Genomic DNA, 16,947 nt, shown 5'->3' with positions numbered 1-16,947 from the left:
GTCAGAAGCGGTAAGCGCCGCTCAGGCCTACCGTCCAGTTGCGGCCCGGCGCGGGCTCGTAATAGCGCGCATTGCCCTCATTGACGATGACGGACCCTACGTAGCGGCGGTCGAACAGGTTGTCGACCCGTGCAAAGGCGTTGAACTCCCAACGCTCCCACTTCTTCAAGTAGCCGGCGTAGAGCGCCGCGACCGCGTAGCCCGGCGCGCTGGCGGTGTTGGCGTCGTTCGCCTGCATGCGGCCCAGCGCGCGCACCTCGGCGCCGGCCCGCCAGCCCTCGGGCGGCACCCAGCCGAGCGATGCAAAGAGCGATTGCCGTGCAATGCCGGGAATGCGGTTGCCCGCCGCCACTGTGTTGGATACCGCACAGGGCGACGGCGAGCAGAAGGCATCGCGGTAGCGTGCGTCCAGCCATGTATAGGCAAGCTGCGTGCGCCAGTGGTTGGCCGTTTCGTGCTGCCAAGCCAGTTCGAATCCGTTGCGCCGCGTGCGGCCCGCGTTCTGGAACGTGGCGCGGCCGCCGCTGTTGGTGTCGGTCACGATCTCGTCGCGCGTGCGGGTCTGGAACAGCGCGGCCGTCAGCAGGCCTCCGCCCAGCCTTGCCTTGGCACCCACTTCCACGCTGTCGTTGACCGAGGGCCGCAAGGCAAAGTTGAGCCCGCTGGCGCCGCCCACCCGGTACGAGAGTTCGTTGAGCGTGGGCGTCTCGAAGCCGCGGCCGATCGAGCCGTAGAGCGCCAGGTCCGGCGTTGCCTGGTACCGCAGCGAGGCGACCGGGAGCGTCTTGCTGTAGCGCGCACTGCCGCTGTCGTCGCGGTTGGCGCCCACGATATAGCGGTCCTGTGAATCGAAATGCACGCTGCTTCGGCGCACGCCGGCCTCCAGCGTCCACTGCTCGGCCAGGCGCCAGGTGGCTTGTGCATAGGGGTCGAGGTTCCAGACCTCGTTGCGCTCGCTGCGCCGCAGGCGGCCTTGCACGCCCAGCACGGGCGAGGCCACGCGGCCGAGGTAGTTCTCGTAGCCGCGGCGCTGCTCGCGCAGGCTGTCGTAGCCAAGGCCCACGGCAAGGTCGAGCGGCCGGTCGGCCATCTGCAATGCGGCGGTCCAGCGCAGGTCGACCCCGCCGTACTGGCGCGACAGATCGATCACGCCGCCCGCATGCAGCGGATTTTGTTGAGGGCCGAGCGGAATCGACTGGTACTGCACGGTCTTGCGCTCGCCGCCGTACACCATGAGCCGCAGCGACTGCGAAGCACTCACGCGCCGTTCATAGAGCAGGCCGGCCTGCGTCTGCTCGACCGTCTTGCGCGTGTCGAACTGCGTGGCCAGCGCCGCGCTGCGTGGCGCCAGCGCGTACTGGTCGGCCGTGAGGCCCAGCGGGTCTTGCGCGCTGATGCGCACACTGTTGAGCACCAGTGTGAGCTTGTCGCCGTTGTCCAGTGCGATGCCGAGCTTGCCGTTGGCGATGTCGCGCCGCGCCGCGCTGTGCTCGCGCCAGCCGTCGGTCTGAAAGCGGCTGGCGTTCAGCAGGTAATCGATTGCGCCTTGTGATCCGCTGCCTTGCAGCGACTGCCGCCAGGTACCGAAGCTCCCGCCGGCCGCCGAATACGAAAGGCGCGGCGCGCCCTCGCCCGACGCGGTGAAGGCCTGCAGCACGCCGCCCGAAGAGTTGCCGTAGAGCGCCGAAAACGGTCCGCGCAGGATCTCGACGCGATCGAGCGAGCCGATGTCGATGTTGGAAGTCTGGCCCTGGCCGTCGGGCAGCGTGGCAGGAATACCGTCGACATACAGCCGCACGCCCCGCACGCCGAAGGTGGAGCGCGCACCGAAGCCGCGGATCGACAGCTGCAGGTCTTGCGCATAGTTCATGCGGTTTTGCACCTGCAGGCCCGGAACGCCGCCCAGGCTTTCGGACAAGTTGACCTGCAGCCGGTTGTCTCGCATCTCCGCACCGTCGACGCGATCGACCGAGCCCGGAACGTTGAAGGGCGCGACCTCGCCGCGGGGCGTGGACACCGTCACTTCGGGCAGGCGGCCGCGGTCTGCGTCTGGAGGAGTCGCCTGTTGCGCCTGGGCAGCGAGCGGAGCCCCCAGCAGCAACAGGCGAACGGCAGTGGCGGTGGCGGCGAGTGCGGGCTTCATCATCGCGCCGATTCTGCTTCGGCGCGCGGCGGTGCACGTACTAGCAACAACCCGCGCGGGCCGAAGCAGCCAGCCCAGGTTCTCAGATCAGGTTCTGCGCCAGCCGTACCAGCCGCACACCGCGACGGGAATGCCCAGTGCGAACCAGGCGAGCATGTCGCCCAAGCCGCCGTCGCTGAACAGCGCGGAAATCAGGCCGATGGACGTCAGCACGCCCAGCACGATCGGCCAGCCCCACATGCGCCGGAAGGCGTGGCGGGGCTTCATGCCTGCACCTTCATGGCCGGGGCCGGGTCAGGCTGCTGCCCGCCATGCTGCGGCGCTCGCCCTGCACTGCCCGCAGCTGTTGGCGCGGCCGGTGTCGGCACGGTGTTGCCGCGCTTGAGCCACAGGTAAAGCCCGCTGCCCAGCACGATGATGGTGGCAATGTCGAGCAGCGCCCAGATGATCTGCATCGGCATGCCCGCGTAATCGCCGAAGTGCAGAGGCTGCGACACGAGCAGCGCCGTCAGGTACCACGGCATCTCGGGCGAGGCGGTCACCTGTGTGGTCTTCGCATCGACCAGTACCGGCTTCAGCAGCTTCGAGGTGAAGGGCTCGTTGCCGCGCAGGAAGAAGGTGGTGTGGTGCGGGCTCGAGAACGAAGTGCCCGGGAACGCGATGAAAGACAGCTTCATGTCGGGCGCCTGCTTCAGCGCGACTTCCATCGAACGCTGCACCGATCCGCGCTCGGCTGCGGGTACGGTCGGCTCGTTCTTGTAAGGCGCAAGCAGCGTGCTGAGCTGGTCGTACTGCCAGTACTTGATGATCAGGTCGGCCCAGGTGTTGATCATGCCGGTGGAGCCCACCACGAACAGCCACACCAGCGTGACGATACCCAGCAGGTTGTGCAGGTCGAGCCACTTGAGGCGTGGCCGCTTCTCGCGCCGCACCGTGCCGAAGTCGAGCTTGCGCATGAAAGGCGCATAAAGCACCACCCCGGAAACGATGGCCACAAGCAGCAGCAAGCCCATGAAGCCCAGGAAGAGCTTGCCCGCCAGCCCTGCGAACAGGTCGACGTGCAGCTTGAACATCACGTACATGAAGCCCTCGTCGAACTTGGGCTGTGCCAGCACGACGCCGGTGCGCGCATCGATGGCGACCGACTTGAAGTCTTCGGTGGGTTCAGGCGTGGGCGTGAGCGTGACGAGCCAGAGGCCGTCGTCGTCCTCGGGCTGCGAGACGAACTGCACCACGCGGTCGGGGTGCTTGGCGCGCGCCGTCTCGAGCACGCGGTCCAGGCTCACGCGCGGCGTGTCCGCGGGCATCTTGGGCGCTTCGACCTCGGTGCCCAGAAGATGGCCGATCTCGTGATGAAAGATCAGCGGCAGGCCCGTGATGCACAGCAGCAGCATGAACACGGTGCACACAAGGCTGCTCCACTTGTGTACCCAGGCCCAGGTCTTGATCTTTCGGCTGTTCATCATGTCGTCACTGCTCCCATCGAAAGAGAATTATCAAAAGCGGTAGGTTGCGCTTGCCACCACGCTGCGGCGCGAGCCGTACCAGCAGTCACCGCGCGAAAGGCAGGTGCTGAAGTAGACCTTGTCCGTCAGGTTGTTGATGTTGAGCGCATAGCGCCAGTTGGCATTTTCGTAGGCAAAGACGGCATCGAGCAACGTCACCCCCGGCACCCGTGGACCCGCGCCGGACTGCAGGTCGCGGAACGAACTCATCATGCGCACGCCCGCGCCGGCCGAGAACCCGCTGAGACCACCAATCGAGAAGCGGTACTTGGCCCAGACGCTCGCCTGGTGCTTGGGCAGGCCCTCGATCAGTTCGTCCGCATCGGTGTAGTTGTAGTGCGCGATCAGGTCGAGGTTCGAGCCGATCGAACCCTTGGCTTCGAGTTCGAGGCCCTGGGTCTTGGTCTTGCCGACCTGCGTGTACACGTTGGGCGACGGCGAAGTGATCTGGTTCTTCTCGCGCAGGTCGTACACCGCCGCGCTGAACGCAAGCGCGCGGTCCTTCGGCTCGTACTTCACGCCGGCTTCCCACTGCTCACCGCGCAGGGGCGAGAAGATCTGCCCGTTGCGCGGCGACTGTGGCGTGAACGACTCGCTGTAGCTCAGGTACGGAGACCAGCCCGAAGGCATGGCGTACATCACGCCAAACCGCTTGGTGGTTGCGCTGCTCTTCTCGGCGTCGCTGCCTTCCGCGCTCGAAACGGCCTTGTCGTGGCGCAGGCCCGCCACGAAGATCCAGTTGTCGAGCTTCATCTGGTCCTGCAGGTAGAAGCCGTTCTGGCGCTGGCGGGTGCGCGGCCGCGCATCGCGAATGGGCATGTCGACGTGGCCATACACAGGCGCATAGGCGTCGATGGTGTCGTACGTGGTGCCGCCCCAGACGTTTTCGCGCTGGCGCGCGAAGTCCGCGCCCACAAGCAGCGTGTGCTTGAGCGCGCCGGTCTGGAAATGTCCTTCGACATGGTTGTCGAGCGTCTGCGTGCGGTTGCGCGTCAGGTAGCTGTCGTAGTAGCGGCCCAGCACGCGCCTGAAGATCGGGTCCGTCGCGTCCCAGCTCTCGGCCCCGCTGAAGGCCGCGCCGTAGTGGTAGCGGTTGTCGTTTTCGTTTTGCGCATAGCGGAAGTTCTGCCGCAGGGTCCAGTTCTCGTTGAACTTGTGCTCGAACTGCCAGCCGAAGGTCTTGCGCTCGCTGTCGTAGTAGTCGAAGCCCGGCTCGCCGATGAAGCGGCTGGTGGGAATGCGTCCGCTCGGGTTGGGCAGCAACGTGCCTGCCCACGGGAAGAATTGCGAGCTGCTGCCGCTCTTGTCCTTTTGATACAGGCCTTGCAGCGTGAGCGAGGTTGCCGCGCTCGGCCGCCAGGTCAACGACGGCGCAATGACGCTGCGGTCGTCGGGCACGTAGTCAACCTGCGTGTCCGACTTGCGCTGCAATGCAATCAACCGGTAAGACAGCGAGCCGTCCGCATTCAGCGGACCGGTCAGGTCGGCCTGGACCTGCTTGCGGCCGAAGCTGCCGAACTGCACACCCACTTCGCGCTGCGCTTCTTGCAGCGGCCGCTTGCTCACCATGTTGACCACGCCCGCGGCGGTGCCGGCGCCGAACAGCATGCCCGACGGGCCGCGCAGCACTTCGAGCCGCTCCAGCGTGTAGGGCTCGGTGCGCGTGGTGCTGGTGTAGTAGCCGTAGGCCTGGCGCAGGCCGTCCAGGTAAATGTCGGGCGAAGCGCCCCGAATGCGCACGGAGTCGGTCCGCGAGTCGAGGCCGTAGGCATCGGAGCGCACGCCGGCCGCGTAGTTGAGCGCGTCCTGCAGATTGCCCGCGCCCTGGTCCACCATCTGGTCGCGCGTGACCACGGTCACGGACTGGGGCGTTTCGGAAAGCGGCGTGTCGGTCTTGGTGGCGGTGGCGGCATTCCTCGCGCGATAGCCGATCACCGGCGAAGTCGCGGTTTCGGCCTCTGCGCTTGCATCCACCCTGATTTCCGGCAACGCGCCGGGCGCCGGGGCCTGGGCCAAAACCTGCTGATGCACATAAATTGCCATGCATCCTGCCAGCACCGATGCGACTTTGCGCCCCGCCATCAACCTCGTCATTCCTGCTCCACTCCGAAACATTATTAAGAACGATTCGTATTCTAATAGTTATAAAGTCTCATTTGTTTCAATTTCCCGAGAGCAGCGAGGGGCGTTACGCCATGGATGGCCGGCGTGGTGGCAACCAAAGCGGCTACGATCCCGCCCGCACGTCCCGTGCTACGGCCGGTCTCATGCTCAAGCTCATTGCACTCTCGTTTTCCGCGCTGCGCGGTCCGGCTCTGTGGCTGATCGGCTCCGGACTCGCGCTCGTTCTGGCGGGCTGTGCCGGTCTTCCCCCTCGCGCACCCGAGCCGCCGACGCTGTCGATCGCGGCCTCTCCCGCCACCATGCTAGGCCGGGCTGCTGCAGACCTGAGCGCAGCGCAGCAGGACGGGCTTTCCAGCATCCGCCCGCTGGTCGAGGCCTCTTTTGCGCTCGACGCCCGTTTCGAGCTGATGCGTCAGGCGCAAGCCTCGCTGGACGTGCAGACCTACCAGCTCGGCAACGACAAGACCGGCCGCCTGCTGTTGCGCGAAATGCGCGATGCCGCCCGTCGCGGCGTACGGGTGCGCCTGCTGCTCGACGATTTTTATACCGCCGGCATGGACCGCCTGCTGCTCGGACTTGCCGCGGAGCCCAATGCCGAGGTCCGCCTGTTCAACCCGTTCGTGAACGCCCGCGACCACTCGGCCACGCGGTGGATCGAGTTCTTCGCCGACTTTCGCCGGCTCAACCACCGCATGCACAACAAGCTCTTCGTGGCCGACGGCGCGATGGCGATTGCCGGCGGGCGCAACCTGGCCGACGAGTATTTCCTGCGCAGCGAAGGCGCCAACTTCATCGATTTCGAACTGATCATGGCCGGGCCCGTGGTGCCGGAGGCGGCGCGCATCTTCGACACCTACTGGAACAGCGACGTGGTCTACCCGCTCCAGCGGATTGCCGGCGCCAGCGACAGCCCGGAATTGCTGAAAGCGGAGCTCGAAGCCGCCACTTCGCCCATCCATGCGCCGCCGCCCGCCCCTCTTGCCGGCACCGACCTGCTGGGCGACGCGCCGCTCGGCACGCAGCTTGCCGACATCGGCCGGGTGAAGTGGATGCGGGCCGAAGCCCATGCCGCAGCGGACAGCCCCAACAAGGCGCTGGGCACTCTTGCATCGCCGGCCGAATCGCTTGCGGCGCGGTTCCATGAAATGACCGCGAGCGCGCGCTCGGACGTGGTGGTGATTTCGCCCTACTTCATCCCGGGGGAAGACGGCATGGCGCGCATCCGGGAAGGCCGGGCGCGCGGCGTGCGCATCAGCGTCATCACCAATTCGCTGGCCGACAGCGACGAGCCGCTGGTGAACATCAACTACAACCGCTACCGCGTCGACATGCTGAAGCTGGGCGTGAACCTGTACGAGGTGAGTACCCAGCAGCTCAAGCGCAACCGCCAGTTCCGCACGCTGCTGAAGAAAGCGCGCGGGCGCCTTCACGCCAAGCTTGCCCTGGTCGACCGGGAATGGGTGCTGCTCGGCTCGATGAACCTCGATCCCCGCTCGGCGCGGCTGAACACCGAGTTCGGCGTTCGCGTGCGCAGCTTCGAATTGAGCCAGGCGCTGCTGTACGCCTATCAGTTGGACGACATCGAAGGTGTTTACCGCGTGGTGCTCATGCCTGACGGCGAGAACGTGCAATGGATCGGCACCGGCGATGTGGACAACGAGGTGCTCGACAGCGAGCCGGACTCCAGCCTGCTCACGCGCCTGCAGCTGCTGCTGTTCTCCTGGTTCGTGCCGACAGACCAGCTGTAGCGCGCTGCAGAGGCTGCGGTGGCCAAGGGCGGCCATCCACGCCGCCTACAATGGGGAATGAGATTTGTTCTCAATAACTCCACTCAAACGCACTACAAAGTTCTCAATGGGATTTCGCACCCGGTCGTCACGCATCGCCTTCGCCTTGCTCCCCCTCGCTTCCATTTCTTCACTCTCCACAGCACAAGGCACCGCCAGCGCACCGTCAGACCCTGCGAGCGCATCGCTGCCCGAAGTGCATGTGGTGGCCGAGCCGGAATCCGGCGGCTACAACCCCACGACCAGCAGCGGCGCCACGCGCACCAGCACGCCGGTGCGGGAGGTGCCGCAATCGGTACGCATCATCTCCAGCCAGTTGATCGAAGACATGGGTGCGAGGCGCTTGGCCGACACGGTGGATTTTGTGAGCGGCATCACGCGCCTCAATGACTTCGGCGGCACCTGGGACAACTTCGGTATTCGCGGCTTCAGCAGCACCGACATGGGGTTTCTGGTCAACGGCTTTCCCGGCTCCCGCGGCTACAACCCGCCGCGCGACACCGCCACCGTCGAGCGCTTCGAATTCCTGAAGGGCCCTGCCTCGGCCGTCTACGGCAGCAGCGAGCCCGGCGGCACCATCAACATCGTCACCAAGAAGCCGGAGTTCACGCGCCGCAACACGGCCGACTTCAGCATCGGCAGCCAGGGCCTGCGCCGCAGTACGCTGGACAGCACCGGCGCGCTGGGCCGCAGCGTGGCCTACCGCCTGAACATGGCGGTGGAGGAAGGCGACAGCCGCAGCGACCTGCTGAGCAACCGGCGCACCCTGGTGGCGCCGGCGCTGACCTGGGTGATCGATGACAAGACGGTGCTCAACTACGAGTCCGAGTTCCTGCGTTCGAAGACGCCGCTGGACCGCGGGCTGATCAACGTGCGCGGCGTGCTCGGCACCCTGCCCCGCGACCGCGTGCTCAACGAGCCCGGCGACGGCAACATGACGCTCACCAGCAATACGCACCAGCTCACGCTGGACCGCCAGTTGTCGGACAACTGGCGCGCGCGCGTGGGTGCGAGCTACAAGGAAAGCACCTTTTCCGGTAACTACACCGAAGCGACATCGCTCGCGGCCGACAACCGGACGCTGAACCGCCGCGCCACGTGGCGCCAGCTGCCGTCGCGCGACACCGCCTTCCAGGCGGAACTGGAAGGAAAGTTCACGACCGGCACCTTGGGCCACACGCTGCTCATCGGCGTGGAAGCCTCCAGGCTGTGGATGAACACCGAGATCCTTCGCTCCGGGAACTACCCGATCGATATCTACCAGCCGGTGTATGGAAAGCCCCAGCCGCCGCTCACGTCGCTCACCTCCAGTACAGACGAGCACCAGCGCGCGAGCGCCGTATTCGTGCAGGACCAGATCAGCCTTTCGCCGCAATGGAAGCTGCTGGTGGGCGCCCGCTACGACCATTACAGGCAGAGCATCGAGGACCGTGTCGCAAACCGCAACAGTGCCCAGAAGCACGATGCCGTTTCGCCGCGCGCCGGCCTGACCTATCTGCCGAACGACTGGAGCTCCTGGTATGTGTCTGCCGGCAAGTCGTTTCGCGGCAACAGCGGCACCGACAAGAACGGCCGCGCATTCGATCCGCAGCACTCCACCGCCCTCGAGGCCGGCGTGAAGCTGCAGACCCGGGACCAGCGCCTGGGCGCCAATTTCGCCGTGTTCGACATCAAGAAGACGAACGTGCTGACGGCCAGCGACACGCCCGGCTTTTCCGTGGCCGCCGGCGAAGTCAAGAGCAGCGGCTTCGAAGCCGACGTCTATGGCCAGATCGACAAGAACTGGCGGGTGAGCGGAAATTTCGCCTACGTCGACGCCCGCATCTCCAAAGACGCCACGCTGGCGGCCGGCACACGCATCACGAACATTCCGAGGACCAGTGCCGGCCTGTTTGCCATTCGCGAAGATGCGCTGGCCAACGGCAGCCGCTATGGCGTGGGCGCCGGCATCAACTACGTCGGCAACCGCTCGGGCAACAACGCCGACACCTACACCCTGCCGGCCTACACCACCGTCAAGCTGGTGAGCTACTGGCAAATCAACAAGACCGCGCGCGTGTCGATCGACGTGCACAACCTGTTCAACAAGAACTTCTACACCGCCTCTTGGGGCAATTTGTACGTGATCCCAGGCGCGAAACGCAGTGTCGTCGCCAGCCTGAAACTGGACCTCTGATGAGCAAACCGCACCGAATTGCCGCCCTGGCCACCCTCGCGGCGGCGGCCGTACTCTGCTCGGCCGGCGCGCAGGCGCACGGTATCTGGTTTGCCCAGCGCTCCGGCGAACTCGCGCTGATCTACGGCGAAGGCGCCGACGATCTGGACACGGTCAAGCGGCAGCCGCTGATCACCGCCGTCACCGCCTACGACGCGTCCGCGAACCCCGTATCGACGGCATTGGACGTGAGCGGGCGCCTGCTGGTGGTGGACACCAAGGAGAAACCCGCCATCGTCGCAGCCGTGCTCGACAACGGCACCTGGAGCAAGACGCCGGAAGGCAAATGGCTCAAGAAGGGCAAGGACGAAGTTCCGGGCGCGCTCACCAGCGGCCACAACCTCAAATACGCGGTGCATCTGCGCAGCCCGCTGCGCGGTGCTTTGCCGCCGTTGCCAGGGCACACGCTGCAGATCGTCCCGGTCGATTCCACGCTGCCCGAAAAGCTCGGCCAAGACCTGCGCCTGCGCGTGCTCTACAAAGGAAAACCCGTGGCGGGCGCCCTGATGCTGGCCGACTTCGTCAACGATCCCGACGCGAAGCCGATCGAAAGCGGCGCCGACGGCACCGTGGTCATCAAGGTGCGCAACCAGGGGCTGAACGTCATCACCGCCGTGCTGTCGACGCCACCGGAAGATCCTGCGAAGACCGACAAGGTGGAGCACCTGGCGTCGCTCTCCTTCGTGCTTGCGCACGCGCCGGAATAGGCGAGCGGGGCCGACGGCTGCGCCCCGGGGCCTTGAAACTCCACCGATTGCCCTTATGATTAGCACTCGCTGCTGACGAGTGCTAACAAGCCTCGATTCCAGCCGATGGGCCGCCGGTCTCCCCGCCCGGCGCCCGACCACAACCCCGTTTCTTATCCAGGAGATGCAATGAAACTTCGTCCTTTGGCCGATCGCGTGATCGTCAAGCGTGTTGACAGCGAAACCAAGACCGCCTCCGGCATCGTCATTCCCGACGCAGCCGCCGAAAAGCCCGACCAGGGTGAAGTCCTGGCCGTGGGCCCGGGCAAGCGCAACGACAAGGGCGAACTGACCGCACTGACCGTCAAGGTCGGCGACCGCGTCCTGTTCGGCAAGTACAGCGGCCAGACCGTCAAGGTCGGCGGCGACGAACTGCTGGTCATGAAGGAAGACGACCTGTTCGCAGTCGTCGATAAGTAATCCATCCATCCCCTTTCGGAGAAATAAAACATGGCAGCAAAAGACGTAGTCTTCGGCGGTGAAGCCCGCGCACGCATGGTCGAGGGTGTCAACATCCTGGCCAACGCAGTCAAGGTGACCCTGGGCCCCAAGGGCCGCAACGTGGTGCTCGAGCGCTCGTTCGGCGCCCCCACCGTCACCAAGGACGGTGTGTCGGTCGCCAAGGAAATCGAACTCAAGGACAAGCTCCAGAACATGGGCGCCCAGCTCGTGAAGGAAGTGGCCTCGAAGACCAGCGACAACGCTGGTGACGGCACCACCACCGCCACGGTTCTGGCACAAGCCATCGTTCGCGAAGGCTTCAAGTACGTGGCCGCCGGCATCAACCCGATGGACCTGAAGCGCGGCATCGACAAGGCCGTCACGGCCCTGGTCGAAGAGCTGAAGAAGGCTTCGAAGCCCACCACCACGTCGAAGGAAATCGCACAAGTCGGCTCGATCTCGGCCAACAGCGACGAAACCATCGGCAAGCTCATCGCTGACGCGATGGACAAGGTCGGCAAGGAAGGCGTGATCACTGTCGAAGACGGCAAGTCGCTCGAAAGCGAACTCGACGTCGTCGAAGGCATGCAGTTCGACCGCGGCTACCTGTCGCCCTACTTCATCAACAACCCCGAAAAGCAATCGGCGCTGCTCGACAACCCGTTCGTGCTGCTGTTCGACAAGAAGATCAGCAACATCCGCGACCTGCTCCCCACGCTGGAACAAGTTGCCAAGGCTGGCCGTCCGCTGCTGATCATTGCCGAAGAAGTCGAAGGCGAAGCCCTGGCTACGCTGGTGGTGAACACGATCCGCGGCATCCTGAAGGTCGTGGCTGTCAAGGCTCCTGGCTTCGGCGACCGCCGCAAGGCCATGCTGGAAGACATCGCCATCCTGACGGGCGGCAAGGTCATCGCTGAAGAAGTGGGCCTCACGCTCGAAAAGGTGACGCTGGCCGACCTGGGCCAAGCCAAGCGCATCGAAGTGGGCAAGGAAAACACCATCATCATCGACGGCGCCGGCGCTGCTGCCGACATCGAAGCCCGCGTGAAGCAAGTGCGCGTGCAGATCGAAGAAGCCACGAGCGACTACGACCGTGAAAAGCTGCAAGAGCGCGTGGCCAAGCTGGCCGGCGGTGTTGCGGTGATCAAGGTTGGCGCCGCCACCGAAGTCGAAATGAAGGAAAAGAAGGCTCGCGTCGAAGACGCCCTGCACGCCACCCGCGCTGCAGTGGAAGAAGGCGTTGTGGCTGGCGGCGGCGTGGCTCTGCTGCGTGCCAAGCAAGCCGTGGGCGACCGCGTGAAGGGCGACAACGCCGACCAGGACGCCGGTATCAAGCTGGTGCTCAAGGCGATCGAAGCGCCCCTGCGCGAAATCGTGAACAACGCCGGCGGCGAAGCCTCGGTGGTGGTGAACGCTGTGTTGGCCGGCAAGGGCAACTACGGCTTCAACGCTGCGAACGACACGTACGGCGACATGCTCGAGCTGGGCATTCTGGACCCGACCAAGGTGACCCGCACCGCGCTGCAGAACGCAGCATCGGTTGCTTCGCTGCTGCTGACGACCGAAGCCATGGTCGCCGACGCACCGAAGGAAGAAGCCGGTGCCGGCGGCGGCATGCCCGACATGGGCGGCATGGGTGGTATGGGCGGCATGGGCATGTAATGCCCGGCTGAGCTCTGCTCACCAAAACAAAAAGGGCCGCGCAAGCGGCCCTTTTTTATTGCGCGGTACGTTTATCGAAACTGGTCGCGCAGCGCCATGTAGAGCACCTGGAAGCGCGCATGCCGCGTCTTGTGCGAGCCGTTCCCTTCGACCGAGGGCGCCAGTTGCTGCTTGACCGGCGGCAGCGTGCACACCTCGGCCACAGCGCCACCATCGGCGAGCCACGCAAGCCGCGCCGCACCCAGCGCGCCGCCCGTCTCGCTGCCTGCATAGAGCGTGAGCGGCACCTGGAAGATGTCGGCCAGCAGTTGGCCCCACCACACGCTGCGCGCACCGCCGCCGACCAGCGCCACTTCGCGCAGCGGCATGTCGGCCGGCAGGCGCAAGGTGTCGAAGCCGTCGCGCAGCCCGAAGCTCACGCCCTCGACCACGGCATAGGCGATTTCCGCCGGACCGTGCGCATGCGTCAGGCCGAACAGCGCGCCCTGCGCATTGGGGTTGTTGTGCGGCGAGCGTTCGCCCGAAAGGTACGGCAGGAACAGCGGGCAACGCTCGCGCCGTGCCGGTGCCACCGACGCTGCCGCTTCGAGCAGCGCCGCCTCGTCGGCAAACTTGAATGTCTTGGCGGCCCAGCTCACCGCGCTTGCGGCCGAGAGCATCACCGACATCTGGTGCCAGCGCTTGGGCAGCGCATGGCAGAACGCATGCATCGCCTGCGCGGGGTTGGGCAGAAAGCGGTCGGTCGAGACGAACACCACGCCCGAGGTGCCGAGCGACACAAAGCCCTGGCCCGGCTCCACCAGCCCCATGCCGACCGCGCTGGCGGCGTTGTCGCCGGCGCCGCCAGCGATGAGTACCGAGTCGCTGCCCACGCCCCAGCGTGCCGCCAGCTCGGGCTTGAGCTGCGCCGACACTTCGCTGCCTTCAACCAACCGGGGCATGTGCTCTCGCGTGAGCCCCGTGGCCGCGAGCAGTTCGTCGGACCAGTCGCGCGCGCCGACATCGAGCCACAGTGTGCCGGCCGCATCGGACATCTCACTGACCGCCTCACCGCTGAGCATGAAGCGCAGCCAGTCTTTCGGCAGCAGCACGCGCGCCACCCGAGCGAAGATTTCAGGCTCGTGCTCTCGAACCCACAGCAGCTTGGGCGCGGTAAAACCGGGCATCGCCAGGTTGCCCGCGATTTCGCCCAGCCGCGCTACCGCGCGCGTGAGCGCCTCGCATTGCGCGCCGCTGCGGCCGTCGTTCCAGAGAATGGCGGGACGCAGCACCTCGCCCGCCGCGTCGAGCAGCGTGGCGCCGTGCATCTGGCCCGACAGGCCGATGCCACGCACGGCCCGCAGCGCATCGGGGTGCGCCTTCCGCAGCTCGGCCATCACTTGCTCCAGCGCCTGCCACCATTGGCTTGGGGCCTGCTCCGACCAGAGCGGTTGCGGCCGTTCGACCGTGAGTGCTGCGCGTGCCACGCCAACGATGCGGTGATCGTCGGCAAGCAGCAGCGCCTTGAGCTCGGACGTGCCGAGGTCGAGTCCCAGATACAAGATAGTGCTCCCTGATTGCGCCTTGAATGCCGGCTGTTGCCTTGAACTCAGCCGAACCGCGTGTCGGCCTGCCGCCTGAATTCGCTCGGCGTCATGCCTTTGATTTCGAGAAAACGCCGGTTGAAATTGGCCACGTTGTTGAAGCCCACCTGGTAGCAGATGTCGGTCACGTAGTGGTCGGTCTGCATCAGCAGATGGCAGGCGCTGTTGATGCGCACGCGGTTGACGAAGTCGGTAAAGCTGTTGCCCGTGGAACGCCTGAAGAAGCGGCTGAAGCGGCTCTCGCTCATGCCGAGCTCGGCCGCCACGTCCGACATGGAAATCGGCTCCGCCAGGTTGGCGGTGATGCGGTTGACGATGTCGTTGATCTGGTCGACCTGCGCATCGCCCTCGATGCCTTGCGCACCCTGCATCTGCACACTCGAGAGCAGCCGGTAGTCGGTGCACTGCGCCAGGTCGGCCATGAACTCGAAGAACAGCCCGAGCCGGCGCACGCCGCGCGCGGCCTTGATGTTGTCCCAGTGCGTTTGCGCCTGCTGCGACATGCCGAAGAACTCGATGCCGTGGCGGGCCCGCTCGAGCAGCTGCATCACCTCGCGCAACTCCGGGATCCCGGCCGCGGCGCTCTCGATGGGCTCGTGGCGGAACTGGATCACCCGGTCGCGCCCTTCGGCGCCGCCTTCGGGCACGTCCAGCGAGATCCAGTTGTGCGGCAGCCGCGGCCCGCAGAGCACCAAATGCCCCGGCTGGAACGGCCCGATCCAGTCGCCGACGAAGGCCTTGCCCGATGTCTCCGTGATCAGGTGCAGCTCGTAGTCTTCATGAAAGTGCCATCGCACCAGCGGGCTCGGAAAGCCGTGGGCGAGGCAGCGCACCAAGCCGGTTTCTGGGGCCTCGTAACCCAGTGACGGGGAGCGCGCAATGTCGCGCTCCAGCTCGGGGTGGCGCTGACGGGGAATCGCGCGTTTGCGGGTGGACGTTGTCATGGCAGCACGAAGGTCAAAACCGGGACGCGGCAGGCTCATTGTCCTGCTGCGCGAGCGCGGCCTCAACCGCCTGGAGCGTGGGTGGATCGGCGCCTTCGCGGGTGCAGTTCAGCGCAGCGGCCGTGGCGGCAAAGCGCATCACGTCGCGCCAGGCCTCGTCGCTCAGTTCGCCAAGCTGGGCCGGGTGCCCCACGCCGTGTGCAAGCAGCGACACGGAGAGGCCGGCCGTGAAGGTGTCGCCCGCACCGATGGTGTCGACCACCTCCACCCGAGGCGCCGCCACGGTCAGCGGTTCGCGCCCGGTGCGCCAGAGCGTGGCACCGGCGCCGCCGCGAGTGACGATGACCGCATGCACACCGGCCTGCAGGCACTCCGCGGCCAGCGCATCGACTGGCCGGCCGGGGGCGAGCAGTTCGGCATCCTCGTCGCTGAGCTTGACCATGTCGGCCATCGCAAGCCACTCCATGACGTGCGTGCGATACGCCGGTATATCGGGAATCAGGCTAGGCCGCACATTGGGGTCGAACACGATCACACGGCGTCCTGCGTTGGCCGTGACCAGTTCGGCGATGCGCGTGGCCGCCGGCTCCTGCAGCAGCGAGATCGACCCAAAGTGCAGAAAGCGGCAGTCCGCCGGCAGCTGCGGCAGGGGCTCCGGCGCCCAGGTGGCGTCGGCACTGCCGCGCGTATAGAACGCATAGCGGTTGGTCTGCGGCGTGCGCTCGACAAAGGCCAGGGTCGACGGCGCGTTGCTGCGCAGAATGAAGCTGGTGTCCACGCCGTTGTGCTCGAGAAAGCCCATCAGCCGCTCACCGAAGAGGTCGGTCGACAGCTGGGTGAGAAAGCCGGTGGGTTGGCCCAGGCGCGCGCAGGCCACCGCGGTGTTGAGCGGCGAGCCGCCCTCGTGCCCCAAGAACCCGAGGGTGCCTGCCTCGCTGGCGGTGAAATCGATCAGGGCTTCGCCCGTGAGTGCAATACGCATAGTGGTTCGATTCTCTTCGTCTTCTCTCAGCCCAAGGCACGCGCGTCGGCCAGGAAGCCGCTCTCGGCAGCCAGCGTGGCGGGATGATCGAGCAGTTCGGCAAAAAGGCGTGGCGGAATGGTGATGGCACCCACGCCAAGCCCCAGCAGCGAAAGATACGCCTCGCGCGAGCGGATGCTCGCGACCAGAAGCCGCGTGCCGGACGAAGGTCGCTGGACCACCAGGGCCTGCATTTGCGCAATGAGCGCCAGCCCATCGATACCTGCGTCTTCGAGCCGCCCCAGGTACGGCGCCGCGTACGCCGCGCCCAGTTGCGCGGCAAAGTGCGCCTGTTCGGGCGCGTACACAGCCGTCCACGTGACCGGCACGTCTTGCGCGATGAGCCGGGCGCCGGCAGCGAGGCCTTGGCGCGTGGCGGGAATCTTTACCACGAGTTGTCCGCAGTCGAAGTGCGAGAGCAGCTTATCGGCGTCTTCGAGCATGCCGTCGACATCGCTCGAATACACCTGGGCTTGTACCTGTCGCGCGCCCAGCTCAATGCAGCGCTTCAGCAGACCCGGTACCTCGTCGCGGCCTACGCCTGCGCGTTGAAGCAGCGTGGGGTTGGTTGTTACGCCGTGAACGACTGGGTGCGGTAGGCACGTCTTCAGCTCGGTCAAGTCGGCGCTGTCCAGATACAGGTGGAAATCTTGGTTCATGGGCTTGCTTGGTGCACAGAATACGGAGAGTTCGTGGCGTGTGCAAAGGCCACCGGGTACTCCCCTCCGCGAATGTCCCCCGGGCTTCGCCCTCCTCCTTTATTTCGCTGCGCGGAG

The 16,947-nt window shown here is 65.8% G+C and carries 13 protein-coding genes; 5 read left to right on the top strand and 8 right to left on the bottom strand.

Annotation, left to right across the window (positions count from 1 at the left end):
• Position 1: 1 nt before the first annotated feature.
• The 4 genes from V9L20_RS18715 to V9L20_RS18700 all read right to left on the bottom strand — a co-directional run bounded on the left by V9L20_RS18715 (position 2) and on the right by V9L20_RS18700 (position 5,742).
• Positions 2-2,143, bottom strand: coding sequence for a TonB-dependent receptor (locus V9L20_RS18715; RefSeq protein WP_337297805.1), 2,142 nt, complete (start codon positions 2,141-2,143; stop codon positions 2-4).
• Positions 2,144-2,230: 87 nt separating this feature from the next.
• Complete coding sequence (locus V9L20_RS18710) at positions 2,231-2,410, bottom strand: hypothetical protein (RefSeq protein WP_337297713.1); 180 nt, start codon at positions 2,408-2,410, stop codon at positions 2,231-2,233.
• Positions 2,407-3,606: a PepSY-associated TM helix domain-containing protein gene (locus V9L20_RS18705; protein ID WP_258508272.1), complete on the bottom strand. Its 1,200-nt coding sequence runs from the start codon at positions 3,604-3,606 to the stop codon at positions 2,407-2,409. The genes V9L20_RS18710 and V9L20_RS18705 overlap by 4 nt, the downstream gene beginning before the upstream one ends.
• A gap of 33 nt (positions 3,607-3,639) precedes the next feature.
• Positions 3,640-5,742 (bottom strand): TonB-dependent siderophore receptor, encoded by a 2,103-nt coding sequence (locus V9L20_RS18700; protein ID WP_337297712.1) that lies wholly within the window; start codon positions 5,740-5,742, stop codon positions 3,640-3,642.
• A gap of 173 nt (positions 5,743-5,915) precedes the next feature.
• Between V9L20_RS18700 and V9L20_RS18695 the strand changes: the two genes are divergently transcribed.
• The 5 genes from V9L20_RS18695 (at position 5,916) to groL (ending at position 12,623) form a co-directional block, all read left to right on the top strand.
• On the top strand, positions 5,916-7,520 hold the full coding sequence (locus V9L20_RS18695; RefSeq protein WP_337297711.1) for a phospholipase D family protein: 1,605 nt from the start codon (positions 5,916-5,918) through the stop codon (positions 7,518-7,520).
• Between the two features lie 106 nt (positions 7,521-7,626).
• Positions 7,627-9,735, top strand: coding sequence for a TonB-dependent siderophore receptor (locus tag V9L20_RS18690; RefSeq protein ID WP_337297710.1), 2,109 nt, complete (start codon positions 7,627-7,629; stop codon positions 9,733-9,735).
• On the top strand, positions 9,735-10,481 hold the full coding sequence (locus V9L20_RS18685; protein ID WP_258504374.1) for a DUF4198 domain-containing protein: 747 nt from the start codon (positions 9,735-9,737) through the stop codon (positions 10,479-10,481). The genes V9L20_RS18690 and V9L20_RS18685 overlap by 1 nt, the downstream gene beginning before the upstream one ends.
• A gap of 168 nt (positions 10,482-10,649) precedes the next feature.
• Positions 10,650-10,940, top strand: coding sequence for a co-chaperone GroES (locus V9L20_RS18680; protein ID WP_258504344.1), 291 nt, complete (start codon positions 10,650-10,652; stop codon positions 10,938-10,940).
• A 30-nt stretch (positions 10,941-10,970) separates the two neighbouring features.
• On the top strand, positions 10,971-12,623 hold the full coding sequence (gene groL, locus V9L20_RS18675) for a chaperonin GroEL (protein ID WP_126745495.1): 1,653 nt from the start codon (positions 10,971-10,973) through the stop codon (positions 12,621-12,623).
• 71 nt (positions 12,624-12,694) lie between these two features.
• Here the strand turns inward: groL and xylB are convergent, their stop codons facing one another.
• The 4 genes from xylB to V9L20_RS18655 are packed head-to-tail and all read right to left on the bottom strand — an operon-like array spanning position 12,695 to position 16,830.
• Positions 12,695-14,164, bottom strand: coding sequence for a xylulokinase (gene xylB / locus V9L20_RS18670; RefSeq protein ID WP_337297709.1), 1,470 nt, complete (start codon positions 14,162-14,164; stop codon positions 12,695-12,697).
• 47 nt (positions 14,165-14,211) lie between these two features.
• Positions 14,212-15,150, bottom strand: a complete 939-nt coding sequence (locus V9L20_RS18665; RefSeq protein ID WP_185868029.1) for an AraC family transcriptional regulator — start codon at positions 15,148-15,150, stop codon at positions 14,212-14,214.
• Between the two features lie 13 nt (positions 15,151-15,163).
• Positions 15,164-16,132 carry a carbohydrate kinase family protein gene (locus V9L20_RS18660; protein WP_337297708.1) on the bottom strand — a complete coding sequence of 323 codons (969 nt, stop codon included), beginning with the start codon at positions 16,130-16,132 and terminating at the stop codon, positions 15,164-15,166.
• A gap of 26 nt (positions 16,133-16,158) precedes the next feature.
• On the bottom strand, positions 16,159-16,830 hold the full coding sequence (locus V9L20_RS18655) for a transaldolase family protein (protein WP_337297707.1): 672 nt from the start codon (positions 16,828-16,830) through the stop codon (positions 16,159-16,161).
• Positions 16,831-16,947: the final 117 nt, after the last annotated feature.

This window comes from Variovorax sp. CCNWLW225, from assembly GCF_037204045.1.
GTDB lineage: Bacteria > Pseudomonadota > Gammaproteobacteria > Burkholderiales > Burkholderiaceae_C > Variovorax.
This window is presented reverse-complemented; position numbering and strand designations above follow the sequence as displayed.